Source organism: Mesorhizobium sp. B2-3-10, assembly GCF_006442275.1.
GTDB classification, from domain to species: domain Bacteria; phylum Pseudomonadota; class Alphaproteobacteria; order Rhizobiales; family Rhizobiaceae; genus Mesorhizobium; species Mesorhizobium australicum.
In genome coordinates, this window is sequence record NZ_VFVT01000001.1 from 1,111,477 (window position 1) to 1,138,231 (window position 26,755).

At 63.1% G+C, this 26,755-nt stretch carries 27 protein-coding genes; 13 read left to right on the forward strand and 14 right to left on the reverse strand.

From position 1 onward, the window contains the following. The first annotated feature begins 29 nt into the window (after positions 1-29). Entirely contained in the window at positions 30-1,139 is a 1,110-nt protein-coding gene (locus tag FJ943_RS05630; protein ID WP_140720188.1) for a GTP-binding protein, read from the forward strand. Positions 1,140-1,143: 4 nt separating this feature from the next. Here FJ943_RS05630 and FJ943_RS05635 read toward each other — a convergent pair whose 3' ends face one another. The 5 genes from FJ943_RS05635 to FJ943_RS05655 form a co-directional block, all read right to left on the reverse strand. Further along, positions 1,144-1,386 (reverse strand): sulfurtransferase TusA family protein, encoded by a 243-nt coding sequence (locus FJ943_RS05635; RefSeq protein ID WP_015315491.1) that lies wholly within the window; start codon positions 1,384-1,386, stop codon positions 1,144-1,146. A 10-nt stretch (positions 1,387-1,396) separates the two neighbouring features. Next, the gene (locus FJ943_RS05640) at positions 1,397-2,728 is read right to left on the reverse strand and encodes a murein L,D-transpeptidase family protein (RefSeq protein ID WP_140720189.1); all 1,332 of its coding nucleotides are present in this window, start codon (positions 2,726-2,728) and stop codon (positions 1,397-1,399) included. Positions 2,729-2,971: 243 nt separating this feature from the next. Continuing rightward, positions 2,972-3,922, reverse strand: a complete 951-nt coding sequence (locus FJ943_RS05645; protein ID WP_140616795.1) for an acetyl-CoA carboxylase carboxyltransferase subunit alpha — start codon at positions 3,920-3,922, stop codon at positions 2,972-2,974. Between the two features lie 98 nt (positions 3,923-4,020). Continuing rightward, the gene (locus FJ943_RS05650) at positions 4,021-4,938 is read right to left on the reverse strand and encodes a site-specific tyrosine recombinase XerD (RefSeq protein ID WP_140720191.1); all 918 of its coding nucleotides are present in this window, start codon (positions 4,936-4,938) and stop codon (positions 4,021-4,023) included. A 36-nt stretch (positions 4,939-4,974) separates the two neighbouring features. Then, complete coding sequence (locus tag FJ943_RS05655) at positions 4,975-5,127, reverse strand: hypothetical protein (protein ID WP_015315495.1); 153 nt, start codon at positions 5,125-5,127, stop codon at positions 4,975-4,977. Between the two features lie 211 nt (positions 5,128-5,338). Here FJ943_RS05655 and FJ943_RS05660 point away from each other — a divergent pair, with 211 nt between their 5' ends. The 4 genes from FJ943_RS05660 to FJ943_RS05675 all read left to right on the forward strand — a co-directional run bounded on the left by FJ943_RS05660 (position 5,339) and on the right by FJ943_RS05675 (position 8,936). Further along, positions 5,339-5,950 carry a shikimate kinase gene (locus FJ943_RS05660; protein WP_140720193.1) on the forward strand — a complete coding sequence of 204 codons (612 nt, stop codon included), beginning with the start codon at positions 5,339-5,341 and terminating at the stop codon, positions 5,948-5,950. Beyond that, positions 5,947-7,083 carry a 3-dehydroquinate synthase gene (gene aroB, locus FJ943_RS05665; RefSeq protein WP_140662880.1) on the forward strand — a complete coding sequence of 379 codons (1,137 nt, stop codon included), beginning with the start codon at positions 5,947-5,949 and terminating at the stop codon, positions 7,081-7,083. The genes FJ943_RS05660 and aroB overlap by 4 nt, the downstream gene beginning before the upstream one ends. Position 7,084: 1 nt before the next feature. After that, positions 7,085-7,975 carry an HlyC/CorC family transporter gene (locus tag FJ943_RS05670; RefSeq protein ID WP_140720195.1) on the forward strand — a complete coding sequence of 297 codons (891 nt, stop codon included), beginning with the start codon at positions 7,085-7,087 and terminating at the stop codon, positions 7,973-7,975. A gap of 145 nt (positions 7,976-8,120) precedes the next feature. Further along, complete coding sequence (locus FJ943_RS05675; RefSeq protein ID WP_181174494.1) at positions 8,121-8,936, forward strand: alpha/beta hydrolase; 816 nt, start codon at positions 8,121-8,123, stop codon at positions 8,934-8,936. Between the two features lie 68 nt (positions 8,937-9,004). On the opposite strand, the gene FJ943_RS05680 is transcribed toward FJ943_RS05675, so the two are convergent. From FJ943_RS05680 to FJ943_RS05690, 3 genes are read right to left on the reverse strand one after another with little or no spacing between them, the layout of a single operon-like run. Beyond that, the gene (locus FJ943_RS05680) at positions 9,005-10,549 is read right to left on the reverse strand and encodes a SpoVR family protein (protein ID WP_140720198.1); all 1,545 of its coding nucleotides are present in this window, start codon (positions 10,547-10,549) and stop codon (positions 9,005-9,007) included. A gap of 9 nt (positions 10,550-10,558) precedes the next feature. Continuing rightward, complete coding sequence (locus FJ943_RS05685) at positions 10,559-11,872, reverse strand: YeaH/YhbH family protein (RefSeq protein ID WP_015315501.1); 1,314 nt, start codon at positions 11,870-11,872, stop codon at positions 10,559-10,561. A 20-nt stretch (positions 11,873-11,892) separates the two neighbouring features. After that, on the reverse strand, positions 11,893-13,842 hold the full coding sequence (locus FJ943_RS05690) for a PrkA family serine protein kinase (RefSeq protein WP_140720200.1): 1,950 nt from the start codon (positions 13,840-13,842) through the stop codon (positions 11,893-11,895). 288 nt (positions 13,843-14,130) lie between these two features. Between FJ943_RS05690 and FJ943_RS05695 the strand changes: the two genes are divergently transcribed. Then, complete coding sequence (locus tag FJ943_RS05695; protein ID WP_140720202.1) at positions 14,131-15,684, forward strand: acetolactate synthase large subunit; 1,554 nt, start codon at positions 14,131-14,133, stop codon at positions 15,682-15,684. 40 nt (positions 15,685-15,724) lie between these two features. Here the strand turns inward: FJ943_RS05695 and FJ943_RS05700 are convergent, their stop codons facing one another. Then, entirely contained in the window at positions 15,725-16,027 is a 303-nt protein-coding gene (locus FJ943_RS05700) for a BolA family protein (RefSeq protein WP_140712832.1), read from the reverse strand. Positions 16,028-16,206: 179 nt separating this feature from the next. Between FJ943_RS05700 and FJ943_RS05705 the strand changes: the two genes are divergently transcribed. The 4 genes from FJ943_RS05705 to FJ943_RS05720 all read left to right on the forward strand — a co-directional run bounded on the left by FJ943_RS05705 (position 16,207) and on the right by FJ943_RS05720 (position 20,875). Further along, positions 16,207-16,836, forward strand: a complete 630-nt coding sequence (locus FJ943_RS05705) for a J domain-containing protein (protein ID WP_032922426.1) — start codon at positions 16,207-16,209, stop codon at positions 16,834-16,836. Between the two features lie 123 nt (positions 16,837-16,959). Beyond that, a complete protein-coding gene (cobS, locus tag FJ943_RS05710; protein ID WP_140616804.1) occupies positions 16,960-17,946 on the forward strand; it encodes a cobaltochelatase subunit CobS in 987 nt (328 codons plus the stop codon). An 11-nt stretch (positions 17,947-17,957) separates the two neighbouring features. Beyond that, positions 17,958-19,856 (forward strand): cobaltochelatase subunit CobT, encoded by a 1,899-nt coding sequence (gene cobT / locus FJ943_RS05715; protein WP_140616805.1) that lies wholly within the window; start codon positions 17,958-17,960, stop codon positions 19,854-19,856. Continuing rightward, on the forward strand, positions 19,853-20,875 hold the full coding sequence (locus FJ943_RS05720) for an esterase-like activity of phytase family protein (RefSeq protein WP_140720204.1): 1,023 nt from the start codon (positions 19,853-19,855) through the stop codon (positions 20,873-20,875). Before cobT ends, FJ943_RS05720 begins: the two co-directional genes overlap by 4 nt. A 147-nt stretch (positions 20,876-21,022) precedes the next feature. Here FJ943_RS05720 and FJ943_RS05725 read toward each other — a convergent pair whose 3' ends face one another. The 3 genes from FJ943_RS05725 to rpmB form a co-directional block, all read right to left on the reverse strand. Continuing rightward, positions 21,023-21,694, reverse strand: coding sequence for a spermidine synthase (locus FJ943_RS05725; RefSeq protein WP_140720206.1), 672 nt, complete (start codon positions 21,692-21,694; stop codon positions 21,023-21,025). A 2-nt stretch (positions 21,695-21,696) separates the two neighbouring features. Next, positions 21,697-22,380, reverse strand: a complete 684-nt coding sequence (locus tag FJ943_RS05730) for a queuosine precursor transporter (RefSeq protein WP_140712837.1) — start codon at positions 22,378-22,380, stop codon at positions 21,697-21,699. A gap of 157 nt (positions 22,381-22,537) precedes the next feature. After that, complete coding sequence (rpmB, locus tag FJ943_RS05735) at positions 22,538-22,834, reverse strand: 50S ribosomal protein L28 (RefSeq protein ID WP_010911765.1); 297 nt, start codon at positions 22,832-22,834, stop codon at positions 22,538-22,540. 257 nt (positions 22,835-23,091) lie between these two features. On the opposite strand from rpmB, the gene FJ943_RS05740 reads away from it, so the two are divergent. Genes FJ943_RS05740 through FJ943_RS05750 form a run of 3 tightly spaced genes read left to right on the forward strand, consistent with a single transcriptional unit; the run spans position 23,092 to position 25,527 of the window. Beyond that, positions 23,092-23,880 (forward strand): DUF3108 domain-containing protein, encoded by a 789-nt coding sequence (locus FJ943_RS05740; RefSeq protein ID WP_140720208.1) that lies wholly within the window; start codon positions 23,092-23,094, stop codon positions 23,878-23,880. 43 nt (positions 23,881-23,923) lie between these two features. Continuing rightward, positions 23,924-24,856: an EamA family transporter gene (locus tag FJ943_RS05745; RefSeq protein ID WP_140720209.1), complete on the forward strand. Its 933-nt coding sequence runs from the start codon at positions 23,924-23,926 to the stop codon at positions 24,854-24,856. Beyond that, complete coding sequence (locus FJ943_RS05750; protein WP_140720211.1) at positions 24,853-25,527, forward strand: lysoplasmalogenase; 675 nt, start codon at positions 24,853-24,855, stop codon at positions 25,525-25,527. The genes FJ943_RS05745 and FJ943_RS05750 overlap by 4 nt, the downstream gene beginning before the upstream one ends. On the opposite strand, the gene FJ943_RS05755 is transcribed toward FJ943_RS05750, so the two are convergent. Beyond that, positions 25,524-25,952 carry a cupin domain-containing protein gene (locus tag FJ943_RS05755; protein ID WP_140720213.1) on the reverse strand — a complete coding sequence of 143 codons (429 nt, stop codon included), beginning with the start codon at positions 25,950-25,952 and terminating at the stop codon, positions 25,524-25,526. The genes FJ943_RS05750 and FJ943_RS05755 overlap by 4 nt on opposite strands. 16 nt (positions 25,953-25,968) lie before the next feature. After that, positions 25,969-26,736 carry a hydroxyacylglutathione hydrolase gene (gloB, locus tag FJ943_RS05760; RefSeq protein WP_140720215.1) on the reverse strand — a complete coding sequence of 256 codons (768 nt, stop codon included), beginning with the start codon at positions 26,734-26,736 and terminating at the stop codon, positions 25,969-25,971. Positions 26,737-26,755 lie beyond the last annotated feature (19 nt).

Sequence of the window (26,755 nt, forward strand, 5' to 3'; positions counted from 1 at the left end):
ATCATGCCCAAATTAGAAGGCAGAACCAGATGAGCGGTTTCCCGATCCCAGTCTCGGTGCTAACCGGCTTTCTCGGCGCCGGCAAGACGACATTGCTCAACCGGCTCCTGAAGGATCCGGCGCTCGTCGACACCGCGGTCATCATCAACGAGCTCGGTGAGGTAGCGATCGACCACCTGCTGGTCGAGCAGGCCTCCGACGGCATCATCCAGCTTTCCGACGGCTGTCTGTGCTGCACGGTGCGCGGCGAACTTGTCGACACGCTGGCCGACCTGGTCGACCGGCTGCAGACCGGCCGTATCGCCCGGCTTGGCCGCGTCATCGTCGAGACCACGGGATTGGCCGACCCGGCGCCGGTGCTGCAGTCGATCATGGCCCATCCGGCGCTGGTCCAGGCCTTTCGGCTCGACGGCGTCATCACCCTGGTGGATGCGGTCAACGGCAATGCTACGCTCGATGCGCATGTCGAGGCGGTCAAGCAGGTCGCCGTGGCCGACCGCATCGTCATCTCCAAGGCCGATCTGGCCACCGATCACGGCGACCTCGACACGCTGCGCGCGCGCTTGCGGCAGATCAATCCCGGGGCTCGACTGCTCGATGCCGGGGAGGCGAAAACCGGGGTGGCCGCATTGTTCGACTGCGGTCTCTACAATCCTGCGACCAAGTCCGCCGACGTGCGGCGCTGGCTCGGCGAAGAGGCCACGCATGATCACCACCACCATGACCATCATGACCATGACCATGAAGGGCATGACCATGCCCATCGCCACGATCAGCGCGTAAAAACCCATTCGCTGGTGCATGACGGCCCGGTGCCGTTTTCAGCCATCGAGATGTTCCTCGATCTCCTGCGTTCCACACATGGCGAGCACCTGCTGCGGATGAAGGGCGTCATCGAATTGCAGGAGGATCCGTCGCGGCCCTTGGTCGTGCATGGCGTCCAGAAGATCCTGCATCCGCCGGTGCGATTGCCGTCCTGGCCGGACAGCCAGCGCGGCACGCGGCTTGTGCTGATTACGCTCGACATGCCGGAAGACTATGTGCGCCGGCTGTTCGCCGCCTTCATCAACCGGCCGTCGGTCGACACGCCCGACCGCGCGGCGCTGGAAAACAATCCGCTGGCGATCGCCGGACGTTAGCCTCCTACGATTGGTATTCGCCGCGTTCGACCAGAAAGCGATGGCCACCGGACATCGCCGCCGTCTCGATCAACTGATGTCCACTGTCGGCGCAGAAGGCAGGAATATCGATAACAGCCAGAGGGTCGGTGGTTTCGAGCCAGAGCCTGCTGCCGGGCTGCATCCCGGCCAGGCGCTTTTTCGCCTTGAGGACTGGCAAAGGGCAGTTCAGCCCCTTGAGGTCGTAGATAGCTATCAGTTCGGCCAAGGCGAAAACCTCAGCCGCCGAACATGCCGAGCAGCTTGTTCTTCAGCTTCGTAACCCGGCTTTCGTCGGCGCTCGCAGCCTGCGTCTCGGCTGCCGGCGCGGTCTCCGCCGGAGCCGCGATGGTCGCGGTGGCAACCGGAGCTTCCTTGGCGGCCTTGGCCGCTTCCTTCGCAGCCACGGCTTGCGCCTTGGCAGCTTCCTTTTCGGCCAACGCTTGCGCTTTGGCGGCTTCCTTCGCCGCTTTTGCCGCTTCTATGGCCGCCACCCGCTCTCGCTCGGCCTTCTCCTTGGCGGCCTTTTCGGCCTCGAGCGCGGCCATCTTGCGACCGGCAGGCGAATCGATGCGGCCCATGCGCGCCGTCTCGGTGACCGAACCGTCGGTGTTGAGCGACGGCGGATCGATCGGCACGCGCTCGCCACGTGCCCGGCGCTTGGACCAGTCGGAGACGATGCTGGCTTCCTTGATGCCGGCAATCGTCGGCTTGGGTGGCGGCACGCTGGCCTTGAGCGCGCTGTTGAAGGCCGCGTCATAGGTGCTTTGATAGGCGTTGTAGGCGCTCTTAAGCGAATCCGGCTGCGTGGTCGCCGGGCAGGGGCCGGTCGGATTGAAGGTCTGCCCATCGGGAGCGACCTGGTTGAAGACGTAGCGCTTCTCGCAGACGTCGACTTTCGGTGGCACCTTGGTGACCTCGAAATTGTCGTAGCCGACCTTGAGCATCTTCCAGAATTCGTAATTCGGGTCGTTGCGGTAGCGCGCCATGTTGGCGGCTGTCATGCGGAACGGAAAAGCCTGGATCTGGAACTCGGTCTGGCCACCCTGGAAGGCGTCGCGGCCGAAGGCGTAGATCTGCTCGATCTGGGCGTCGGTCATCGAATAGCACCCCGATGAAGAGCAGGCGCCATGGACCATCAGGTTCTGGCCGGTGCGGCCATTGGCACGATCATAAGCGTTGGGAAAGCCGATGTTGAACGACAGATGGTAATTCGAGCGCGGATTCATCTGCGACGGGCGAACCGTGTAAAAACCTTCCGGCGCCTGGCGGTCGCCTTCGGTGTATTTCGGCCCGAGCTTGCCCGACCATTTGCAGATGTCGTAGCTCGCCACCATGTCGTAGCGACCGTTGGTCTTGGCCTTCCAGATCTCGAGCTTGCCTTCTTCCTTGAAGATGCGCGCCATTACCGAAGAGGTGCGGACCATGCCCTTGGCTCTCATATCGGCAAGGATCTTGTCGGGCAGCGGCTTGTTGGCTTCCGGGGCAAAGTCCTTCATCGACGAATCATTACAGCCCGCGACGGCAATCGAGGCGGCAAGAACTCCAGTACGAGCAAGCTTGGCAAACATGGATAAGGCTATGTCTTTTCTTTCGGGCCAATGGCTTCGAAACGGCCACACCCGCATGCTGAACACTGACGGACCGTAAGCCCGTTAACCTTGAAAATTCCTTACCGCAAGGCTCGGCCAATCTCCCGCGGTGATTTCATTGAACCGAATGGGGCGGCATTTTTGTGGCGAAACTGCTCATCGCCGCCACATTTGGGGTGGACAGACAGCTTCCGTCAGCCCTGTTCCGCCGCCCAAGCGGCGTCAGAGGCTGCGGCCCATCGCCAGATATTTCTCGCGGCGCTGTTCGCGGAAATCGATGTTGGCGCCGGCGAATTCCTTCATCGTCTTGGCGATGAGATCGCCGGTCGCGGCAATCACCGTTTCGGGCGCGCGCTGCGCGCCGCCCATCGGCTCGGGGATGATGGCGTCGATGACCTTCAGTTCCAAAAGATCCTGCGCGGTGATCTTCATGTTGGTCGCCGCGTCCTTGGAGCGCGTCGTGTCGCGCCACAGGATGGAGGCGGCACCCTCGGGCGAAATCACCGAATAGATGGCGTGTTCGAGCATGTAGACGCGGTTGGCGGTGGCAATCGCGATGGCGCCGCCCGAACCGCCTTCGCCGATAACCACCGAGATGGACGGTACTTTCAGGCCAAGGCAGGCCGAGGTCGATCGGGCAATGGCTTCGGCCTGGCCGCGCTCCTCGGCGCCAACGCCGGGATAGGCGCCGGCCGTGTCGACCAGTGTCAAAAGCGGGATCTTGAAACGGTCGGCCAGTTCCATCAGCCGCACCGCCTTGCGATAGCCTTCGGGGCGCACCGAACCGAAATTGTGCTTCAGGCGGCTCGCCGTGTCCGAACCCTTTTCCTGGCCGAGAATCGCGATGGGCTCGCCGCGGAAACGGGCAAAGCCGCCGACGATCGCCTGGTCCTCGCCGAAATTGCGGTCGCCGGCGAGTGGCGTGAAGTCGCTGAACAGGCCCTTGATGTAGTCGATGCAGTGCGGCCGGTCGGAGTGGCGCGCCACCTGCACCTTCTGCCACGGCGTCAGCGCCTTGTAGAGTTCGCGCAGCGCGTCGCGCGAGCGCTTCTCGAGCCTGGTGATCTCATCGGCGACATCGACCGCCTCGCCGTTCTCGGCAAGCTTCTTGAGCTCGAGGATCTTGAGCTCAAGATCCTGCACCGGCTTTTCGAAATCGAGGTAATTGTACATGCGTGGGCGGACCGATACGTCGGAAGGCAATGACCGCGGAACCGTTGAAACCAAGGCTCCGGGCGGTGAAATGTCGTCCTCACATAGCGATATGAGGCCTAGTCGGCAAGCGGATGATGATCGTTGACCAGCCGCACCAGCCGCTCTTCCAGCACATGGGTGTAAATCTGTGTCGTCGATATGTCGGCATGGCCAAGCAGTTGCTGAACGGCTCTCAGGTCGGCGCCGTTCTGCAGGAGATGGCTGGCGAAAGCATGGCGCAGCACGTGCGGCGAGATCTTGGCCGAGGCGATGCCGGCGCGCGCGGCCAATCCTTTCAGGTCACGGGCAAAGACCTGGCGCGAGAGATAGCCGCTGTCGGATGCCGCCGGAAACAGGAACGGGCTGTTGGCGAAAGCGGGCAGCTTGGCCCGGGCGTCAAGCCAGCTCCGCATCGCCGCACGCGCCTTGGCCGACAGCGGCACCATGCGTTCCTTGTCGCCCTTGCCGCGTACCATGAAGAAACGATCGTCGCGCTGCGCCACTGTCACCGGCAGGCCGACCAGCTCGGAAACGCGCAGTCCGGTGGCGTAGAGCACTTCGACCAGCGCATGCAGGCGCAAGGCCGCCAGCCTGTCGGCGTGACCGAGCCGGTCATCGCCGGCTTCCTGCGCGGCGCGATCGATCAGCCGGCCGGTTTCGGCCTCGCTCATCGTCTTGGGCAGCGGACGGCCTTTTTTCGGGCTGTCCAGCGTGCCGGTGGGGTCATCCGCGCGCAGGCCCTCGGCGTAGAGGAACTTGAAGAACTGGCGGATCGCCGACAGTTTGCGCGCCTGCGAGGTCGGCGCGAAGCCGCGCGCGGCGATATCGTCGAGATAGGCCCTGATGTCGGCGGCGCCGGCGCGGGCAAGTCCGCCACCGATCCCGCCGGAAGCATCCTCGAGATCGCGGCGATAGGAGGAAAGCGTGTTCTCCGCCGCTCCCCGCTCGGCGCTCATCATTTCCAGGAAGGCCTCGATGCGAGCGGCGCTGTTCATGTCCTTGAGGCGGTTCCGAGTCGGTCTTCTTGGGGTTCAGTTTTTCTTCGGATTGAGCTTTTCCGGCGGAATACGCACGCTCATCTCGGCTTTTTTCGGCTCGACGAACATCACCAGCGCGAACATCGTACCATAGGCAATGCCGGCCAGAATCGCGAGGGTCACGACAAAGCGAAACAGTGTCGGCATTCAGTTCTCGCCCGTCTTCTTGTTCTGCGTTTCCAAACCCTGTGCCCTTATGGGACGCCAATCCGGCCAATTCAAGGAAGAAGCGGACCCCTGTTAGCAACTTCCGATGCAAGCGTCGCTCTGTCCATATCGGCCCATCGCACTTGGCACGCTTGACGCAAACCGGCTTTTCATGTCGATACGCCGGCAAAGAGGCCCAAAGAAGCAGCCGATGAACGCGCTACAGGCAAATTCCCCAGGCGAGACCCATGCCGCGCTGCTTGGCCGGCTGGGCAGCCGGTCCATCGTCTTTGTCGGGCTGATGGGCGCCGGCAAGACGGCGATCGGCCGCAAGGTGGCGACCATGCTTTCGCTGCCCTTCATCGACAGCGACCAGGAGATCGAAAGCGTGTCGCGGATGACGGTTCCGGAGCTGTTCGAGCGCTATGGCGAAACCGAGTTCAGGGCCCTGGAACAGCGTGTCATCCTGCGCGTGCTGGAAAACGGCCCGCAGGTTCTGTCGACCGGCGGCGGTGCCTTCATGAACGCGCAGACGCGCGAGGCCATCGCCGCCCATGGCGTCTCGGTTTGGCTGAAGGCCGAGCTCGACCTTCTGATGGACCGCGTTTCCAAGAAGCAGAACCGGCCGCTCTTGAAAAGCGCCGATCCCCGCGCCGTGCTGGAGCGGCTGATGGCGGAACGCTATCCGGTCTATGCCACCTCTGACGTCACCGTGCCGACCCGCGACGATCGCAAGGAGGTCATCGCGGCCGAGGTGATCGAGGCGCTCTGCCGGCATTTCGGCATCGATGCGATAGCCGCGACGGGCGAGGTCGAATCATGAGCGCGGATCAGCCAGTCACAGTCACAGTCGGTCTGGGCGACCGCGCCTACGACATATTGATCGGCTCCGGCCTGCTGTCGCGCGCCGGCGTTGAGATTTCGCGCCGGCTGCCGGGCACGCGCGCCGCTGTGGTGACCGACGAGAACGTCGCCGCCGCGCATCTCGATACGCTGAGGGCCGGGCTCGAGAAGAGTGGCATCCAGCCCGCGATCATCACGATGCCGCCCGGCGAAAAAACCAAGAGCTTTGCCCATCTCGAGGCGGTTGTCGACGGCGTCCTGGCCGCCAGGCTGGAGCGCGGCGACGTCGTCATCGCGCTTGGCGGCGGCGTCATCGGCGATCTCACCGGTTTTGCCGCCGGGATCGTGCGGCGTGGCATGAATTTCGTGCAGGTTCCGACATCGCTTCTGGCGCAGGTCGATTCCTCGGTCGGCGGCAAGACCGGCATCAACAGCCCGCGCGGCAAGAACCTCGTCGGCGTCTTCCTCCAGCCCAAGCTGGTGCTGGCCGATACCGAAGTGCTCGACACGCTGCCGATCCGCGAATTTCGCGCCGGCTATGCCGAGCTTGCCAAATACGGGCTGATCGACCGGCCGGATTTCTTCGCCTGGCTGGAAACGAATTGGGAAAAGGTGTTCGCCGGCGGACCGGAGCGGGTCGAGGCCATTGCCGAAGCCTGCCGTGCCAAGGCCGATGTCGTTGCCCGCGACGAGTTCGAGACCGGCGACCGCGCTCTGCTCAACCTCGGCCATACGTTCGGGCACGCGCTCGAAGCCGCCACGCAGTATGACGGGACGCGGCTCGTCCATGGCGAGGGGGTCGCCATCGGCATGGCGCTGGCGTACCGGTTCTCCTCTCGGCTCAATCTCGCCAGCCCCGACGACGCGGCCCGCGTCGAGGCGCATCTGCGTGCCGTCGGGCTGCCGTGGCGGATGGCCGACATTCCGGGCGACTTGCCCGATGCGGATGCGCTGCTTTCATTCATCACGCAGGACAAGAAAGTGTCGCGCGGCGCGCTGACCTTCATTCTGACACGCGGCATCGGCGAGGCCTTCATCGCCAAGGATGTGCCGGCCTCGGAAGTGCTGGCGTTCCTCAGGGAAAACCATCCAGGCAACGGGAAAGCCGGCTGAGATGGACACTGGCTGGGTCGTCTTCGCCGTTCTTGCCATCCTCGTCGTCCTGATCGTTGCCGTGCGCACCCGCCTGCTTGCCATGTTCGGCTATGAACTGTCGCGCATCGAGCCGCAGCGGTCGAGCCAGGACGAGTTGCGCGGCGCGGTCGACGATTTCCGCCGCGACGGCCAGGTGGTGCGTGAGGATCGCGACCGCATCGGCGGCCTGTTCGACCTCGAAGAGCTCGAAGTTTCCGACGTCATGGTCCACCGCACGAATATGCGCTCGGTCAATGCCGACAATGCGCCGGAAGCGGTGGTGCGCGAGATCCTGCAGAGTCCGCACACCCGCATGCCGCTCTGGAAAGGTTCACTCGACAATATTGTCGGCGTGCTGCACGCCAAGGATCTGCTGCGCGCGCTGAACGAAGTCGGCAATGATTTCTCGCGGATCGACGTGATGAAGATCGCGTCAAAACCGTGGTTCGTGCCCGACACCACGACCTTGCAGGAACAGCTCAACGCCTTCCTGCGCCGCAAGACGCATTTTGCCGTCGTCGTCGACGAATATGGGGAGGTCGAAGGGCTGGTGACGCTGGAGGACATTATCGAGGAGATCGTCGGCGAGATCGCGGACGAGCACGATGTTGACATCCAGGGCGTCAAGCAGGAGGCGGACGGCTCCGTCGTCGTCGAAGGCACGGTGCCGATCCGCGACCTCAACCGGGCGCTCGACTGGAACCTGCCGGACGAAGAGGCGACGACCATCGCCGGCCTCGTCATCCACGAGGCGCAATCGATCCCCGAGGAGAAGCAGGCTTTTACCTTCCACGGCAAGCGCTTCGTCGTCATGAAACGCGACAAGAACCGGATTGCCAGGGTCAGGATCCGGCCGGCCGGCGACAGTTAAAGCGTTTCAGTGTTGGTAGGATCGCCGAGCCGCTCTAACTCTTTGTGCTTACGAAATTCCGGACGGAAAACCGCTGCGCATTTCTCCTGGAATCGCTATCGAGCCGTTGCCTTGCCAATCCTCGCTGGAACTTCCGCCCGCCGGGATGCATTCTTCGCCGATGACGATCGATCGGCGAACCTTGCTCCTGGCCTCGGTGGCTGCCTTGTTGCCAACCGGCACGATAGCGCGAGACATGCCATCCGCCGAAACTGTCGACTACGGTCCGGCCAAGCTCGATATCTACGCGCCCGATGGCGCGAAAGACCTGCCAGTGGTCTTCTTCGTCCATGGCGGCGCCTGGCGGACCGGCAAACGCAGCCAGGTGAACGCCAAGCCGGCCTTCCTGCTTGCCAACGGCTTCTGCTTCGTCTCCATCGACTACCGCATGCTGCCGCAGGCTGATGTCGCCATCCAGGCGGGCGACGTGGAGAGGGCCTATGCCTATGTCAGGACCAACGTCGCCCAATATGGCGGCGATCCCGACCGCATCGTCGGCATGGGGCATTCGGCCGGCTGCCATCTGGTTGCCCTGACCGGCATGCGCGGCGGATTGCCCGGCGTCGCTGGCCTGCTTCTCGACGATACAAGGGCCTACGATCTCGCCGCCCTTGCCGGAAGTGGCGGCATGGTAAGGGCCTATTCGCGTGTCTTTTCCGATCCTTCGCAGTGGGCGGCACTGTCACCGGCGAGCTATGTCGACGGCCGCAAGCATCCGCCGACCTTCATCGCGTATTCCCGCGCCGACGGTCGCGGCGAGCAGTCCACGGCCTTTGCCCAGCGCCTGCGCGCCAGCGGAACCGAGGTGACGCTGTTCGACGGCAGTGCCTATACGCACATGTCGATCAACCGCGATTTCGGCGAGGACGGCGACGCGCTGACCGCTGCCGCGCTGGCGTTCCTGAAATCGACGGTCGGTTGAGCGCACCGGCTGTCCGTGGCGTGTTCCACTCGTTGTGCCTGGCACCGCCGATGCGGCCGGGCGGAAATTCAACAGTCATTGCTTGACCGTTCGCTGAGCGTCGCACCGGTTTCGGCGTCGACCGAAGTGAGGCTGACCTCATAGCCCCAGAGGCTTCGGACATGGCGCAGGGTCGCGTCGCGGCTGCCACTGTCGAGCAGTACGCCCTCCTTCACCTTGTGCTGCAGCCGCAAATGCCGGTTACCGAGCAGGTCGACATCCACCACCTGGATATCCGGCCGGCTCGCGCCGATGTCGTAGCTCTGGGCCAGCGCGGCACGTATCTTTTGGTAGCCGCGCTCATTGTGGATCGAGGCCACCTCGTAATGGGCGTCGTCGGCCTGATCGGCGAGGACAAACATTCGCCATTTCCGTATCAGGGCTGGGCTGAGGTGCTGGCGGATGAAGGATTCGTCGCGGTGGTTGGCCCAGGCGTCCAGGAGCACATCGCGCCAGTCACCGCGGCCCGCGATGTCGGGAAACCAGTCGCGGTCCTCCGCCGTCGGCGCGGTCGAAATGCGCTGTATGTCCTGCATCATGTCGAGGCCGAGCGCGTATGGGTTGATACCGGAGAACCGGGGGTCGTCGAAGGCCGGCTGGAAGATCACATTGGAATGGTTGCGCAGGACCTCGAGCATGGCGCCCTCGTTGATCTGGCCGCGGTCGAACAATGCGTTCATGAGGGTGTAGTGCACGAAGGTGGCGCAGCCTTCATTCATCACCTGCGTTTGCCGTTGCGGATAGAAATACTGCGCGACGATACGCACGATGCGGATGATCTCGCGCTGCCAGGGCTCCAGGACAAGGCTGTTCTTCTCGAGGAAATAGAGCAGATTTTCCTCGGGCAGGTTGAGCGATTTCTTCCGCTCCGCCAAGCCTTCGTCCTTCTTCTCGGTCTTGCTGCTGTCCTGCGAGGGAGGCAGCGTGCGCCACAAGTCGTTGTAGGAGCGTTCTTCATATTCCAGGCGCTCGCGCAGCCCTTCACGCTGCCGCTCCGACGACAGCTTTGGCGGCCTGTGATATCGGAACACGCCTTGTTCCATCAGCGCGTGGGCGCAGTCGAGAATGCTTTCCACGGCCGACAGTCCGTGCCGCTCCTCGCATCGGGCAATGTAGCCCTTGGCGAACTCCAGATAGCTCAGAATTCCCCCGGCGTCGGTCCACTGCCGGAACAGATGATTGTTCTTGAAGAAATGATTGTGTCCGAGCGCGGCATGCGCCGTCACCAGGGCCTGCAAGGCCATGGTGTTTTCCTCCATCAGATAGACGATGCAGGGATTGGAGTTGATGACCAGTTCGTAAGCCAGGCCCCGTCCACCCTTGCGATAGAGAAAATCCTGGTACAGGAAATGCTTGCCGAACGACCAATGACGGTACATCAGCGGCATGCCGACCGATGAATAGGCGTCGAGCATCTGTTGCGAGGAAATGATTTCCATCTGCACCGGATAGGTGTCCAGCTTGAGTTCCTCGATGGCGATTGCCGCGATCGCGTCGTAGGCGTGCGACAATTTCTGGAAGTCCCAGTCGGATCCGGAAAAGAGCAAACCCGGTTTGCTGGCTGTCCTGGCCATGGTTTCCCCTCAGGCGCTCTTCCTGAGCGCGGGCTGTTTGGCGAAGAGCTGACGAAAGACAGGATAGATATCGGCGGCCGTGGCTATGCGGCTCATCTGGAAGTTCGGCCAGTTCGATTCGATGGCGCTGTAGGCTCGCCAGAGCGACGTCCCGTTTTCAGTCGCGCCGAAGATGTGACTCTCGCGTTCGTCGATGATCTCGACATAGGCGAAATACTGGCACAGGCGCATGAGCTTGCCGTTCAGCAGGGCGATGCAGCGCTCGGAATCGGTGGCGAAATTGTCGCCGTCCGAGGCCTGGGCGGCGTAGATGTTCCACTCGCTCGCGGGGTAACGCTGCTCGATGACGCGATGCATCTCCTCGAGCGCGGTGGAAACGACGGTGCCACCGCTTTGCGTGCAGTAGAAGAAGGTTTCCTCATCCACCTCCTGCGCCTCGTGCGTGTGGCGGATGAAGACGATTTCGGTGCGTTCATAGCGTCGCTTCAGGAACAGGTGCAGCAGCACGAAGAAGCGCTTGGCCAGGTCCTTCTCGCGCTCGCCCATCGAGCCCGACACATCCATCAGGCAGAACATGACCGCTTTCGCATTCGGCACCGGGCGCTGGTCGAAGCGGTTGAACCGGATGTCGACCGGGTCGACGAAGGCAATCCGCCGGCGCCGGCGCTCCAGCCGCTCGATCTCTTCTTTGAGCGCCACGACGCGCTCGCGCGTTTGAGCATCAGGCGGTGCGGCCTCCAGCAAGGCGAGTTCCTGCATGATCGCGTCGACCGCCGCTTGCTTGGGGCGCCTGAGCGCAATGCGGCGGCCGTGGCTGTTGCGCATCGTGCGGCCGACATTGATGTTGGTTGGCGAACCGGTGGCGGCGAAACCCGCCCGGCGCGGCTTGAAGGCAAGGATCTCCTTGAGGTTGAGCTTGACCAGGTCGGGCAGTTCGAGATCCTCGAAGAAGAGATCCAGCACCTCCTCGCGCGAAAGCACGAAACGGAAGTCGTCCTCGGACGCGGTTTTTCCCGGTGACGAACCGCCCATGCCTCCGCCCTGGCCGGGCTTGGGGATCAGGTCGCCTTGGGAGAATTGCCTGTTGCCCGGCAGGATGTGCCGGCGCCGGCCGGTGTCCCTGGCGTCGTTGAAGGTCGGCTCGCCAGTGCCTCTTTCGGGCATCGGCACGACGTGCTCCGCGTCCACGTCGGCGATCCGCCCAGCGCGGATCTGGTCGCGAATGCTGCGCTTGAGCTCCTCGCGGGCACGCCTGAGAAAGCGCTGGCGGTTGCCAAGGCTTTTGTCCTTCGGATTCAAGCGGCGGTCGATAAAGATCGGCATGCAACCATTCGGACTTGCTCTCAGCCCGCCTTGTTCACCCGCATGTACCAATCGACCAGCCGGCGCACCTGCCGTTCCGTATAGCCGCGCTCCACCATCCGCTGGACGAATTCATTGTGCCGCTTTTCGGTGACGCTATCCTGCTTGGAGCCGAAGCTGATCACCGGCAGGAGATCCTCGACCTGGCCGAACATGCGCTTTTCGATGACCTCGCGCAGCTTCTCGTAGCTCGTCCATGAAGGGTTGCGGCCATGGTTGCGTGCCCGGGCACGCAGCGTGAACTTCACCACTTCGTTGCGGAAGTCCTTCGGATTGGCGATGCCTGCCGGCTTTTCGACCTGCGACAGTTCGTTGTCCAACACCTCGCGGTTGAGGATCTGGCCGGTGTCGGGGTCCTTGTAGTCCTGGTCCTCGATCCAGGCATCGGCATAGGCGATGTAGCGGTCGAACAGGTTCTGGCCATATTCGCTATAGGATTCCAGATAGGCCTTCTGGATCTCGTGGCCGATGAACTCGGCGTAACGGGCGGCCAGTTCCGACTTGATGAATTCGAGATAGGCGGCTTCCGTCTCCTTCGGAAACTGCTCCCGTTTGATCGCTTCTTCCAGGATGTACATAAGATGCACGGGGTCCGCCGCGACCTCGTTGGTATCGTAGTTGAACGTCTGCGACAGGATCTTGAAGGCGAAGCGCGTGCTGACGCCGGTCATGCCTTCGTCGACGCCGGCGGCGTCGCGATATTCCTGGACTGACTTCGCCCTCGGGTCGACTTCCTTGAGGTTCTCGCCGTCATAGGCGCGCATTTTGGTGTGCAGCGGCGAATTGTCGTGCTCGGCAAGGCGTGTCGAGACGCTGAACCGGCTGAGGATGTCCAACACCTCGGGCGCGCAAGGGCTGGCGGCCAATTCACTCTCGCGCAGCAGCTTCTCGTAGATCTGCCTCTCTTCGGTGATGCGCAGGCAATACGGCACCTTGACCACGAGGATGCGATCGAGAAACGCCTCATTGTTCTTGTTGTTCTTGAACTGTTGCCACTCGGATTCGTTGGAATGGGCAACGATGATGCCCTGGTAGGGAAAGGCGCCAAAATTCTCGGTGCCGTTGTAACTGCCTTCCTGGGTCGCCGTCAGCAATGGATGCAGCACCTTGATGGGCGCCTTGAACATCTCGACGAATTCGAGCAGGCCTTGCGTCGTTCGGTTCAGCCCGCCGCTGTAGGAATAGGCGTCAGGGTCGGACTGGCTGAAATTTTCCAATTGCCTGATGTCGACCTTGCCAACCAGGGCCGAGACGTCCTGGTTGTTCTCGTCGCCAGGCTCGGTCTTGGCGATGGCGATCTGGCGCAGCCGCGACGGCATCAGTTTGACGACGCTGAATTTGGAAATGTCGCCGGACAGTTCGTCGAGGCGCTTGGCCGCCCATGGTGAGATAAGTCCGTTCAGGCGGCGCCGGGCTATCCCGTATTTGTCCTCCAGGAGATCGCTCATGCGATCGGGATGGAACAGGCCAAGCGGCGATTCGAAAACCGGACTGATCTGGTTGCCGACCTTGAGCGTGTAGATCGGGCGCTCCTCCATCAATTTCTTCAACCGTTCGGCCAAGGAGGATTTGCCGCCGCCGACCGGACCCAGGAGGTAGAGGATCTGCTTGCGTTCCTCGAGGCCCTGGGAGGCATAGCGGAAATAGCCGGCGATGCGCTCGATCGTATCCTCCATCCCGTAAAAGTCGGAGAAGGAGGGATATATCTTGACGGTCCGGTTCGAGAAAATACGGCCTAGCCGCTCGTCCTTGCTGGTGTCGACCAGGTTTGGCTCGCCGATCGCCTCGACCATTCGTTCCGGCGCCGAGGCATACATCGATTTGTCCTCGCGGCAGGCGAGCAGATATTGCTGGAGACTTATCTCTTCCTGGGCGGCGTTCGCATAGATTTCCGAAAAGAGATGGAAGACGTCGGATTGGTTCTCACGCATGATCGTTGCCTTCGGAGCCATTCTGATGGGGCTCGCATATTCAACTGCGGGAAGGCATTGTTTGTTCCGTCGCTCCGGCCCGAATGGCCGTCCATCAACCGCGATTTCGGCGGAGATGGCAATGCGCCGAACGCCGCCGCGCCAGCGTTCCTGAAATCGACGGTCGCCTGATCCTGCCGACCGTCGCTCGCCCATTCCGTGGCTGGATCATGCCAAAAACGGCGGCGGGATATTGCCGTGCCGATATCCGCGGGTGCAATTGCTCTTCGTGAATGGGAGAAAATTCGCATGAATGGCGCCGATGTTCTGTGCGACGTGCTGTTGGCCAATGACGTGAATGTCTGCTTCGCCAATCCCGGCACATCCGAAATGCATTTCGTCGCGGCCCTCGACCGCAAGCCGGCGATGCGCTGCGTGCTCGGCCTGTTCGAGGGGGTGGTGACGGGTGCGGCCGACGGCTATGCGCGCATGACCGATCGTCCCGCCGCGACGCTGCTGCACACCGGCCCGGGCCTCGCCAATGGGCTGGCCAACATGCACAATGCAAGGCGCGCCTTCAGCCCGATGATCAATATCGTCGGCGACCATGCCTCCTACCATCTGCCGCTCGACGCGCCGCTCACCAGCGATATCGAGGGGCTGGCGGCGCCGATGTCGAAGTGGGTGCGCCGCATCGGAGGACCTGCCGATGTCCAACCGGCCACGGAGGCGGCCTTTCGCGCCTCGCTGACACCGCCGGGTGTCACCACGCTGATCCTGCCGGCGGACGCGGCCTGGGGCGACGCCGACGCGGTTTCGCCCGGCAAGGTGGAACTCGCATCGCCGCCAGCCGTCGGCATCGACGCCGTGCGAGCGGTGGCTACCGCGATCCGTGCCGCTCCCGGGCGCGCCGGCATGATCGTCCGGGGACGGGCGGCGCGGGCCGATGCCCTCGAGATCGCCGGCCAGATTTCAGCGGCCTGCGATGTCAGGCTGTTCAGCGAGGTTTTGATCGCGCGTATGCAGCGCGGGCGCGGGCGTGTCGCGCCGACGCGCATTCCCTATCCGGTCGACGCGGCGACGGCAGCGCTCAGGGATATCGATGTCCTTGTGCTGGTCGGCGGCAAGGAGCCGGTCGCCTTCTTCGCCTATCCGGGAAAACCGGGAAGGCTTGTTCGTGACGATTGCCAGGTGCTGACGCTCGCCGCCCATGGTCAGGATCTGCATGCGGCACTGGAGGCGCTTGGCGACGAACTGGGCGTCAGGCAATCGCAGCCGGCGTTGGTTGCAAGCGCCTTTCCCGAGGAAGCAACGCCAACCGGCAGCTTGACGGAAGATGCCATTGCACTCTCGGTGGCCAAAAAGCTGCCGGGCGACGCGATCGTCTGCGACGAGGCCGTCACCTCGGCGCGACGTTTCTTCGCGCTGTCGGCCTTTGCCGCGCCGCACGACTACATGATGGGCACGGGCGGGTCGATCGGCGGCGGCATTCCGCTGGCGACAGGCGCGGCGATCGCCTGTCCCGGCCGCAAGGTGATCAATCTGGAGGCCGACGGCAGCGGCATGTACACGGTGCAGGGCCTGTGGACGCAGGCGCGGGAAAGGCTCGACGTGGTGACGATCGTCTTTTCCAACCGCACCTATGCGATCCTCCATGGCGAGATGCGCAATGTCGGGGTGAACGCGATCGGCGAAAATGCCAGGCGCATGCTCGACCTCGACCATCCGGCGCTGGACTGGGTTTCGCTGGCCAAAGGCATGGGTGTGGAGGCGGCGCGTGCCGACACCTGCGAGCGGTTCGACGCGCTGCTCGATGCCGCCTTGTCGCGGCGCGGGCCATTCCTGATCGAAGCGATAATCTGAGCAGCGCGAGACGCGCTACGGGCCAGCTCGAAGACTTGGCTTACCAGCGGGTCTGTTCGCCGGGCGCCGCGGGCTCGATAGCCAGCGCGTGAACGCCCGCCTTCAACTCGTCGGCCAGCAGTTCGTTGACGGCGCGGTGGCGATCAACGCGGCTCATGCCAACGAAATTCGCCGAGACGATGCGGACACGGAAATGTGTCTCGCCGGTACCATCGAACTCAGCGTGGTGACCGGATTCCACATGATGATGGCCGGCGTGGAGATGGCTTTCGTTGAGGATGACCAGCCGCTCGGGCGAAAATGCCTTGTTGAGCTTGTCTTCCATGGTCGCCTGTATGGACATCGTCTTCTCCCTTCACCACATATGGTTGGCGCGCCGCCGTGAAAACCCGAAATAGGTTTCGCCGGTCCGTTGGCGCGCAACAAAATCGGTCATCCGCCTGCTTTAAGCCGCGATTCAGCGGTTAGGGCGATCATCGCGAAAATGTCAATTCTTGTTTCGCATCTGCGAACGCCCCATAAATGGGTGAGATGAAGCCGTATCCCAAATATTTCGAGAAGATTCGCGTCCGCCCCGACAAGGACGCGGAGGTGAAGGCGCACGCGCCGATCTGCCAGTGGGATGGCTGCAAGGAGGCTGGGACGCATCGCGCGCCGGTCGGGCGCATGAAGGAGGGCGAGTATTTCCGCTTCTGCTTCGACCATGTGCGTGAGTACAACAAGGGCTTCAACTACTTCTCCGGCGTGCCGGACACCGAGGTGGCGCGCTTCCAGAAGGAAGCGATGACCGGCCACCGGCCGACCTGGAAAATGGGCGTCAACGGCGCCTCGACGCGTTCCTCGCCCGACATGGCGCAGATGCGCTCCGGCCGCGCAGGCTATTACAACCGCATGCGCGACCCATTCGACCTGTTCAAGGGACCGAAGGATCCGCGCGAGGCGCGCGAGCGCAAGGCCAAGCCGCTTGAGGCCAAGGCGCTGGAAACGCTTGGCCTTGATACAAAGGCGACTGGCAAGGACATCAAGGCGCGCTATAAGGAACTGGTGAAGCGTCACCATCCGGATGCGAATGGCGGCGACAGAGGTTCGGAAGACCGGTTCCGCGATGTGCTTCAGGCCTATCGCGTGCTCAAACAGGCGGGCCTGTGCTGAGCGACCCTATGGTTCGTGTCGTTTTCCAACTTTCATAAGGTTGGAAAAGGCTCTAAGACCGCCCCCGAACAAAATGGATTGCCGGCGAAACGCGACGTTTCGCCCGTGGAGACGTTGAGAGATATGAACAAGGTCGATCGCGACATCGCCAACCTGCCCGACGCGACGGTGTCGGTGAAGGAGAAATTCGGCTTCGAGTCCAAGATGGTGGTGCCAGCGTACTCGGTCACCAGCGAGCATGTGCCCGATGTCGATCCCGACTATCTGTTCGACAAGGCGACGACCTTGGCGATCCTCGCCGGCTTTGCCTACAACCGCCGCGTCATGGTGTCGGGCTATCACGGCACCGGCAAGTCGACCCATATCGAACAGGTCGCCGCCCGCCTCAACTGGCCTTGCGTGCGTGTCAATCTCGACAGCCATGTCAGCCGTATCGATCTCGTCGGCAAGGACGCGATCGTGGTCAAGGACGGCCTACAGATCACCGAATTTCGCGACGGCATCCTGCCCTGGGCCTACCAGCACAATGTCGCGCTTTGCTTCGACGAGTATGACGCCGGCCGTCCGGACGTGATGTTCGTCATCCAGCGCGTGCTGGAATCGTCCGGCCGCCTGACGCTGCTCGACCAGAGCCGGGTCATCCGCCCGCATCCGGCGTTCCGGCTGTTTTCGACCGCAAATACGGTTGGTCTGGGCGACACCACCGGCCTTTATCACGGCACCCAGCAGATCAACCAGGCGCAGATGGACCGCTGGTCGATCGTTACCACGTTGAACTATCTGCCGCACGACAATGAAGTGAACATCGTGCTTGCCAAGGCCAAGCATTATCGCGACACCAAGGGCAAGGACATCGTCAACAAGATGGTGCGCGTCGCCGACATGACGCGCTCGGCCTTCATCAATGGCGACCTGTCGACGGTGATGAGCCCGCGTACCGTCATCACCTGGGCCGAGAATGCCGAGATCTTCGGCGATGTCGGCATGGCGTTCCGGCTGACCTTCCTCAACAAGTGCGATGAGCTGGAGCGTTCGGTGGTTGCCGAGTTCTACCAGCGCGCCTTCGGCCAGGATCTGCCCGAGAGCGCGGCCAATGTGGTGCTGGGCTAAGCAGAGCCTCGATGGCGGGTCCGGGCGACAATACGCGCAACAAGTCCAAGACGGGGTCTGAAGCCGACAGCTTCAAGCGCGCCGTCACCGTCTGCATGCGCGCCATTGCCGGCGACAAGGAAATGGAAGTCGGCTTCGCCAAGGACAGGCCGGCGCTGGCGGGCAGCCGTGCGCGGCTGCCCGAATTGCCCAAGAAGGCATCGAAGTCCGACATCGCGATTACCCGCGGGCTCGGCGATTCCATGGCGTTGAAGCGCGCCTGCCATGATGTGCGCATCCACAGCAGACTGGCGCCGGAAGGCAAGGCCGCCCGTGCCATCTACGACGCGGTCGAACAGGCCCGCGTCGAGGCGATCGGCAGCCGCGCCATGCAGGGCGTGGCCGATAATATCGGCTCGATGCTGGAGGACAAATACACCAAGGCCAACCTCGTCGACGTCAAGGACAAGGCCGACGCGCCCATCGAGGAGGCGCTGGCGCTGATGGTGCGCGAAAAGCTGACTGGCCGGCCGGTGCCGAAGAGCGGCGAGCGGTTGGTCGAACTCTGGCGGCCCTGGGTCGAGGAGAAGGCCAAAGCCGACCTCGACGGCCTGTCGGAAAAGCTCGAGGACCAGCAGGCCTTCGCCCGCGTCGTGCGCGAGATGCTTGCCTCCATGGAAATGGCCGAGGAACTCGGCGACGACCAGGAGACCGAAGACTCCGAGGACAATGACGACAACCAGCCGCAAGGCGAGGAACAGAGCGAGGAGGGCGGCGAAGACGATTCCGGCTCCGAGCAGTCCCAGTCCGAGGACGCCGAGGCATCGGCCGACGACGAGCAGGCGGCCGAGACCGAAGCCTCCGATGCCACCGCCGACGATCTGTCCGATGATGACGATGCCGATGCCGAGACGCCCGGCGAGGCTAGGCGCAACGACAATCCCTTTACCAATCTGCCGAAGGAAATCGACTACAAGGTTTACACGTCAGCTTTCGACGAGACGGTCGGCGCGGAGGAGCTCTGCGAAGAGGAAGAACTCGACCGGCTGCGCGCTTTCCTCGACAAGCAACTTGCCAATCTGTCGGGCGTGGTCGGACGGCTCGCCAACCGGCTGCAGCGCCGGCTGATGGCGCAGCAGAACCGGTCCTGGGATTTCGACCTGGAAGAGGGCTATCTCGACCCGGCGCGGCTGGTGCGCGTCGTCATCGATCCGATGCAGCCGTTGTCGTTCAAGCAGGAGCGCGACACCAAGTTCCGCGACACGGTGGTGACGCTGGTGCTCGACAATTCCGGCTCGATGCGTGGCCGGCCGATCACGGTCGCCGCCACCTGTGCCGACATTCTGGCGCGCACGCTGGAGCGCTGCGGCGTCTCGGTCGAGATCCTCGGCTTCACCACGCGGGCCTGGAAGGGCGGACAAGCGCGCGAGAAGTGGCTGAAGGACGGCAAGCCGCCGAACCCCGGCCGCCTCAACGATCTGCGTCATATCATCTACAAATCCGCCGATCATCCATGGCGGCGGGCACGCCGCAACCTTGGCCTGATGATGCGTGAAGGCCTGCTCAAGGAGAATATCGACGGCGAGGCGCTGCTGTGGGCCCACAACCGGCTGATTGCCCGGCCCGAACAGCGCAAGATCCTGATGATGATCTCGGACGGCGCGCCGGTCGACGATTCCACGCTGTCGGTCAATCCGGGCAATTATCTCGAGCGGCATCTGCGCGCCGTCATCGAATTGATCGAGACGCGCTCACCGGTCGAGCTGCTGGCCATCGGCATAGGCCATGACGTCACGCGCTACTACAGGCGCGCCGTCACCATCGTCGATGCCGAGGAACTGGCCGGCGCCATGACCGAGCAACTGGCTTCGCTGTTTGCCGAGGAAAGCGCGAAGGATACGCGTCGCGGCGGCATGCGGCGCGCCGGATGATCTTTTCGCGAGGCGGGTTTAGGCAAACGCTTTTCGCCGCCATCGTCCTGCTCGCCGGTGTGGCTCCGGCAGGTTCGGCCGGCTCGGCTCCAGTTGAACCTGTCGCCGTCTCGGCACGCCCGATCACCGAATTCCACATTGGCCGCGCCGACAAGCAATTCGGTCCGCTCGAATTCGTCGGTGGGCTGGAAATGACCTCGCCATCGCGCGATTTCGGCGCGTTGTCGGCCTTTCGGTTTCTGAAAGCCGGCAGCGATTTCATCGGTGTTGCCGATACCGGTTACTGGTTCTTCGGCACTGTGGCCCGCGATGCCGACAGGCGCCCCGTGGGCATCCAGAATTTTCGCATGCAGCAGATGGCCGACCAGGGCGGGCAGCCGATCGACGAAAAATGGGAAGTCGACGCCGAAGGCCTCGCGGTCAAGGACGGCATTGCCACCGTCGGTTTCGAGCGCAACCACCGCGTCTCCCAGTTCAGGATCGACCCGGACAACATGAAGGCGCCATTCAGGCAGCTGGATTTCCTGGTGCCGGCGTGGGAGTTGCGGCAGAACCGCGGCTTCGAGACAGTCACCCATTCAAATGCCAATGGCCAGCATGAAGGCGGCCTGATCGTGGTCTCGGAGAAGAGCCTCGACAAATCAGGCAACATCTACGCCGCCATTATCGAAGGCCCGTATAGGGGCGTCTTCACCGTCAAGCGCAACGACGATTTCGACATCACCGACGGCGCCTTCCTGCCGGATGGCGACCTCTTGCTGCTGGAGCGCAGTTTCACCATGGCGGGCGGCCTCAAGATGCGGCTGCGGCGCATTTATGGAGAGAGCGTCGAGAAGGGCGCCGTCGCCGACGGGCCGGTGCTGCTGCAAGCCGACATGGGCTACCAGATCGACAATATGGAAGGGCTCGATGTCTGGAGCCGGGATGACGGCGCGTTGATGGTGTCGCTGATCTCCGACGACAACCACTCGATCCTGCAGCGCAATCTCTATCTGGAATTCATTCTGCACCAGGATTGAGGGGCAGCCCCTTCGCGACGCTCATTGGCGATTTTTTTATGCGTCGGCCATTTCCGAGAATCCTGCCCTGACAAGCCAGGGGTTGCGCGGAGCTCCACGAGTCCAGACAGGTCCAAACACTGCTGCTGACGGCTCTGGTCTGGACCGCTAGCTGTTGGTGGCGATCCAGATGACATGGCGCGCGCCGCGCTTGCCGTTGGCGCGCGTGTTGACTTCCTCGACAGCGAAACCTGCCTGTTTCAACCGCCGCGTGAAGCTGGCATCCGGCCCTTGCGACCATACGGCCAGGACTCCGCCCGGTCTTAGGGCGGTGCGTGCGGCGGCGAGGCCAGCCACGCTGTAGAGCGCGTCATTGCCCTTGTGGACGATGCCTTCGGGGCCATTGTCGACGTCGAGCAGGATCGCGTCCCAGGCAATGGGTGCGGACCGTACGAACTGACCGACATCGGTTTCGTGGATGGTGACGCGGGGATCATCGAGCGAGCCGGCAAAAATCTCGGCCATCGGGCCGCGCGCCCAGGCGACGACGGCCGGCACCAGCTCCGCGACGACGATCTCGGCATTGTCGCCCAATTCGGCGAGGGCAGCGCGCAGCGTAAAACCCATGCCGAGCCCGCCGATCAGGATTCTCGGCCGACGATGACCCGCAATCCGCTGGCAGGACAGTTTTGCCAGCGCGTCCTCGGAGCCGCTCAGCCGGCTGTTCATCAGCTCGTTGGTACCGAGCATGATCGAGAATTCAGAACCGCGCTGTTTCAGCCGCAGTTCCTGCTGGCCATCAGGCGTTTTCGCGGAGTCCAGCTGGATCCAGGGAATCACGGCTAGGCCGCGGCGGCGGCCGGCTGGCTCCAGCGGGCGGCGAGCAGCCGGTAAGGGATCAGAGCCACGACAGCGATGATCAGTTTCACGCTGAGGTCGCCGAGCGCCCAGGACACCCAGCGCATGGCGTCGACATGAAACACGCCCATCAATGGGGCGCTCTCCAGCGCAAACCCGTCGCTTGGGCCGACGAAGGCAAAGGCGGCTGAAAAGGCGACGCCGAAGAACACGAGGGTGTCGAACACCGATCCGACCAGCGTGCCGACGATCGGCGCCCGCCACCAGCTCTGCCGGCGCAAACGGTTGAACACGGTCACATCGAGCAATTGCGCGGACAGGAACGCCGCTCCGGAAGCCGCCGCGATGCGCACCAGCCGGTCGGCTGATGTCTCGAATTCGATCAGGCCATGGCGGAACAGGAAGGGCGGGACGAGGATCGAGCAGACCACCGCCGTCATGAAGCCGACAAAGACGATCCGGCGCGCCACGGCAGGCCCGTAACGGCGGTTGGCGAGGTCCGTGACCAGGAAAGAGAAGGGATAGGTGAAAGCGCCCCAGGTCAAAACGTCGGCGAGCGACAGGCCGCCGACGTTTCCCTGCATGGGAAACTGCACGAGGATGTTCGATGCCACGACGACAAGCGCCATGGCAGCCACGAAAGGCAGGTACCGCGAAAAAGAAGACATTTTTTTATCCTGGGTAATGGAACCAGCGGAGCATCATGCCGAGGCAGCGCTCGCTTCGTAATTGAGCATCGGAGTGTCGAACCTTGCGGATCTATCCGATGCTCAGCGGCCAGCAAGGAGGTTGGCCAGGCGGTCGTCCCCCGCCTTTATCTGGATGTTACGCAGCGACCTGCTCGGCAAGCTTCTTGGCGATCTGCTTCTTCAAGAGACGCGCGCGCTGCGACAGTTCCTTGACGTCGGCCTTGGCCAGGAAGGCATCGAGGCCGCCGCGATGTTCGACCGAACGCAGCGCGTTGGCCGAGATGCGCAGGCGTACATTCTGGTTCAGCGCTTCCGAAATGAGCGTCACATTGACGAGGTTCGGCAGGAAGCGACGCTTGGTCTTGTTGTTGGCGTGGCTCACATTGTTGCCGGTCTGGACTGCCTTGGCAGTGAGTTCGCAGGTGCGGGACATGGTTCTAACCTTCAGTTCTCTCGGGGCCTGCCAAACCTTTGTACCCGCGCCGGGTGGCGCGCGGTTCTGGTCAGGCGGCCTTATGGAAAAGTTGGCGTTCCATAGTTGCATTTCACCCGGGCGTCAAGCTCCGGCTTCCGCACGGAAGCGCCCGGCTTTTCATATTAAGGCCGGATTTCACCGTATAAGCGGTCTCATAGGGACACGCCAGACCGGAGTCGCCCGCCTCCGGCCGAAACCAAGGATCCGATCCCGCCATGCTTCGTTCGTCTCACGCGCTTGTTGCCGCGCTTGTCATCGCCTTGCCGACCGCTGCGTCCGCGGCCTCGCCGCAGTCGTTCAAGGGCGAATACACGGTGTCGTTCCTTGGTCTCTCGATCGCCAGATCGACCTTTTCCAGCCATTATGAGAACGGTGCCTACGCGATCGAAGGCAGTGTCTCGGCGGCGGGTCTGGCCAAGCTGTTCGACGACACGCGGGGCACGATCTCGTCAAAAGGCACGATTTCGGGCCAGAAAATGGTGCCGCAGGCGTTTCGGGCCGACTACACTTCCGGCAAGAAGGCGTCTTCGATCGACATTCGCTTTAGCAATGGCAACGTGACCTCGACGCGGGTGATCCCCGCTCCGGGCAAGCGCGATCCCAAGGCCTGGGTGCCGCTCGGCGCCGGCGACCTGGCATCGGTGCTCGATCCGATGGCGGCGACCGTCATCCATGCCGACAGCCTCGACCAGGTCTGTGGCCGCAAGGTCAAGTTCTACGATGGTGAGATGCGCGCCGACCTGACGCTGACCTACGCCTCGAAAGGAACGATCTCGGTGCCGGGCTACAAGGGCGATACCGTCACCTGCCAGATGGGGTTCGAGCCGGTGGCGGGCTATCGCAAGGGCCGCAAGGCGCTCAATTATCTCAAGAACAAAAGCCGCATGATGGTGACGTTTGCACCGCTCGGCCAAACCGGCGTATATGCGCCGATCCACGCCACGGTCGGAACGCAGATCGGCACCTTGACCATCAGCGCCAGACGGTTCGAAGCGGTACAATAAGGCACGCCACCGGAGACAGAACGGGCGCGCCACTGGAGACAAAATGGGGCGCGCAACACTGATCGGCTTTTCGGCGGTCGCCATGTGGGCATTGCTGGCGTTGCTGACGGATGCGTCCGGCAAGGTGCCGCCATTCCTGTTGTCGGCGATCACTTTCTCGATCGGCACAGGCGTAGGGTTTGTCGCGCGACTGTTCATGCCGGCCACCGACAGGAGCCAAAAGACCCCTCCTCAGGTCTGGGTGATCGGCATTGCCGGCCTGTTCGGCTACCATTTCTTCTACTTCACCGCGCTGCGCAACGCGCCGGCGGTCGAGGCGAGCCTGATTGCGTATCTCTGGCCGCTGCTGATCGTGCTGGGCTCGGCGCTGATGCCGGGCGAGAAGCTGGCCTGGAACCATGTCGTCGGCGCGCTGCTCGGCCTTGCCGGCACCGTGCTGATCGTCACCAAGGGCGGCGGCCTGGCTTTCGATGCGCGCTACGCCTTCGGTTACGCCATGGCCGCCGTCTGCGCCCTGCTATGGTCGTCCTATTCCTTGCTGTCTCGACGTTTCCCGTCGGTGCCGACCAGCATCGTCATCTGGTTCTGCGCGGCAACCGCCGTGCTGTCGCTCGTTTGCCACCTGGCGCTGGAACAAACGGTTCTGCCTGACGGCGCCGGCCAGTGGCTGGCCGTGCTCGGGCTCGGCCTGATGCCGGTGGGCGCGGCCTTTTATGCCTGGGACATCGGTGTCAAGCGCGGCAACATCCAGGTGCTGGGTGCCGCGAGCTACGCGGCGCCGCTGCTGTCGACGCTGGTGCTGATCGCGGCCGGCGTCGCCGAACCGTCGCTGCGCATTCTGGCCGCCTGTGTGCTCATCACCGGCGGCGCGGCGCTAGCGGCAAAATCGCTGTTCCTGCGGAAGCCGGCCACGGAGAGCGGAGCCGGGACATCCGAAGGCGGAGCCAGGGCATCCGAAGGCGGAGCCAGGGTATGACGATGCCGTTTGCCGGGGGCATCGACGGCAACGCCAATGCGACGCTGATCTTTTCGCTGGTGGCGGCGGTGATCTATGGCTTCACGCTTGGCACGCCGCCGACGCTGGCCCGCTCGGCGGCAAAGACACTTGCCGTCGCGATGCTCGCCGTACTTGCCGCAATACAAGGCGGGCCGCTGCTGCTGGTCGCCGCCCTTGCGCTGAGCGCCATTGGCGATGCCTTCTTGTCACGCGACGGCGAAAAAGCCTTTCTGGGTGGGCTGGCCAGTTTTCTCGTCGCCCACATCGTCTATGTCGCGTTGTTGCTGCGCAGCGGTGCCGGATTGGAGTTGCTTGGCGCCGAGCCCAGGCGCGGTGCGATCGCGCTGGCCATGGCGGTGTTCGCGATCGTCATGCTGGCGGCGCTTTGGCGCCGCGTTGGTCCCGGCTTGCGTGTACCGATTGCCGTCTATGTCGTGACGATCCTGACGATGGGCATGTCGGCGCTAACGACAAGCAATGTCTGGGTGATCGGTGGCGCCGTGCTGTTCATGGCATCGGACGGGCTGCTCGCCATGGAGAAATTCTTAGTGTCGGCCGTCTCGCCGCATCGCGCCTGGATGCGTTTCACCGTGTGGGTTCTGTACTATGCCGCCCAACTGGCGATCACGCTGGGATTCCTGCTGGGCTAAATCGGCTTCGGCTGCCAGCCCGGCTCGGCCAGTTCGAAGGCGGCGAAATCAAAACCCGGCGCCACCGTGCAGCCGACCAGCGTCCATTCGCCCAGTGTGCGCGCCGATTGCCACCAGCCCGCCGGCACGGCGATCTGCGGCCGTTCACCCGCCGCGAGCTCGATGCCGAGCACCTGCTCGATAATGGCGCCGCTTTCTTCCCACATCGACAGCGCCAGAGGCGCGCCGGCATAAAAGTGCCAAAGCTCGGCGGCGTCCCTGACCCGATGCCAGGCCGAAACCTGATGCTGTTCCAGCAGGAAATAGATGGCGGTCGAATGGCCGCGCGCACCGCCGGCTTCGTCGCGAAAGGTTTCCGCGTACCAGCCGCCTTCCGGATGCGGGTTCAGGGCGAGTGTTGCTATGATTTCCGCGGAACTGGTCATCGGCAGAAAGCTGGCATCAGAAATTGTCCTTGCGCTTGCGGATCTCGGCGAAGACCTCGGCATCCCCAGCCTTTTCCATGCCAAGATGCTTGCGGATTGCCGGATCGTGCCAGCGCAGGAAGGGATTGGTCGACAGTTCCTCGCCGATCGTCGTCGGCAGCGTCGGCTTGTTGTCGACCCGCAGCGCCTCGATCCGCGCAGCGCGCTCCTTCAACGCCGAATTGGTGGGGTCGACGCTCAGTGCAAAACGGGCATTGGCGAGCGTGTATTCGTGGCCGCAATAGATTGTCGTCTCGGCGGGAAGAGCCGCGAGCTTCTTCAGCGATTCGTACATCACCGGCGGCTTGCATTCGAACAGCCGCCCACAACCCAGCGCAAACAGCGTATCCGCGGTGAACGCCACTTTCGATAACGGCAGATGGTAGGAGACATGGCCAGCGGTATGCCCGGGCGTGGCGATCACTTCGATGCGCTCATGGCCGAGATGCAGGACGGAGCCTTCTTCGACGGTTTCATCGATGCCGGGGATCTTGGCCTTTTCCGCCTCCGGGCCGACGATGCGCAGCTTGAAGCGCTCCTTGAGCGCCAGATTGGCCTCGACGTGATCCATATGATGATGCGTCGTCAGGATCATCGTCGGCGTCCAGCCGGTGCGCTTGATCGCGGCCAGGATCGGCGCTTCCTCGGGCGCGTCGATAATCGCGGTCTGGCCGCTTTCGGGGTCATGCACCAGCACGCCGAAATTGTCGGTGCGGCACATGAACTGTTCGATTTCGACCGGCATCGCATTTCTCCATTTGCCG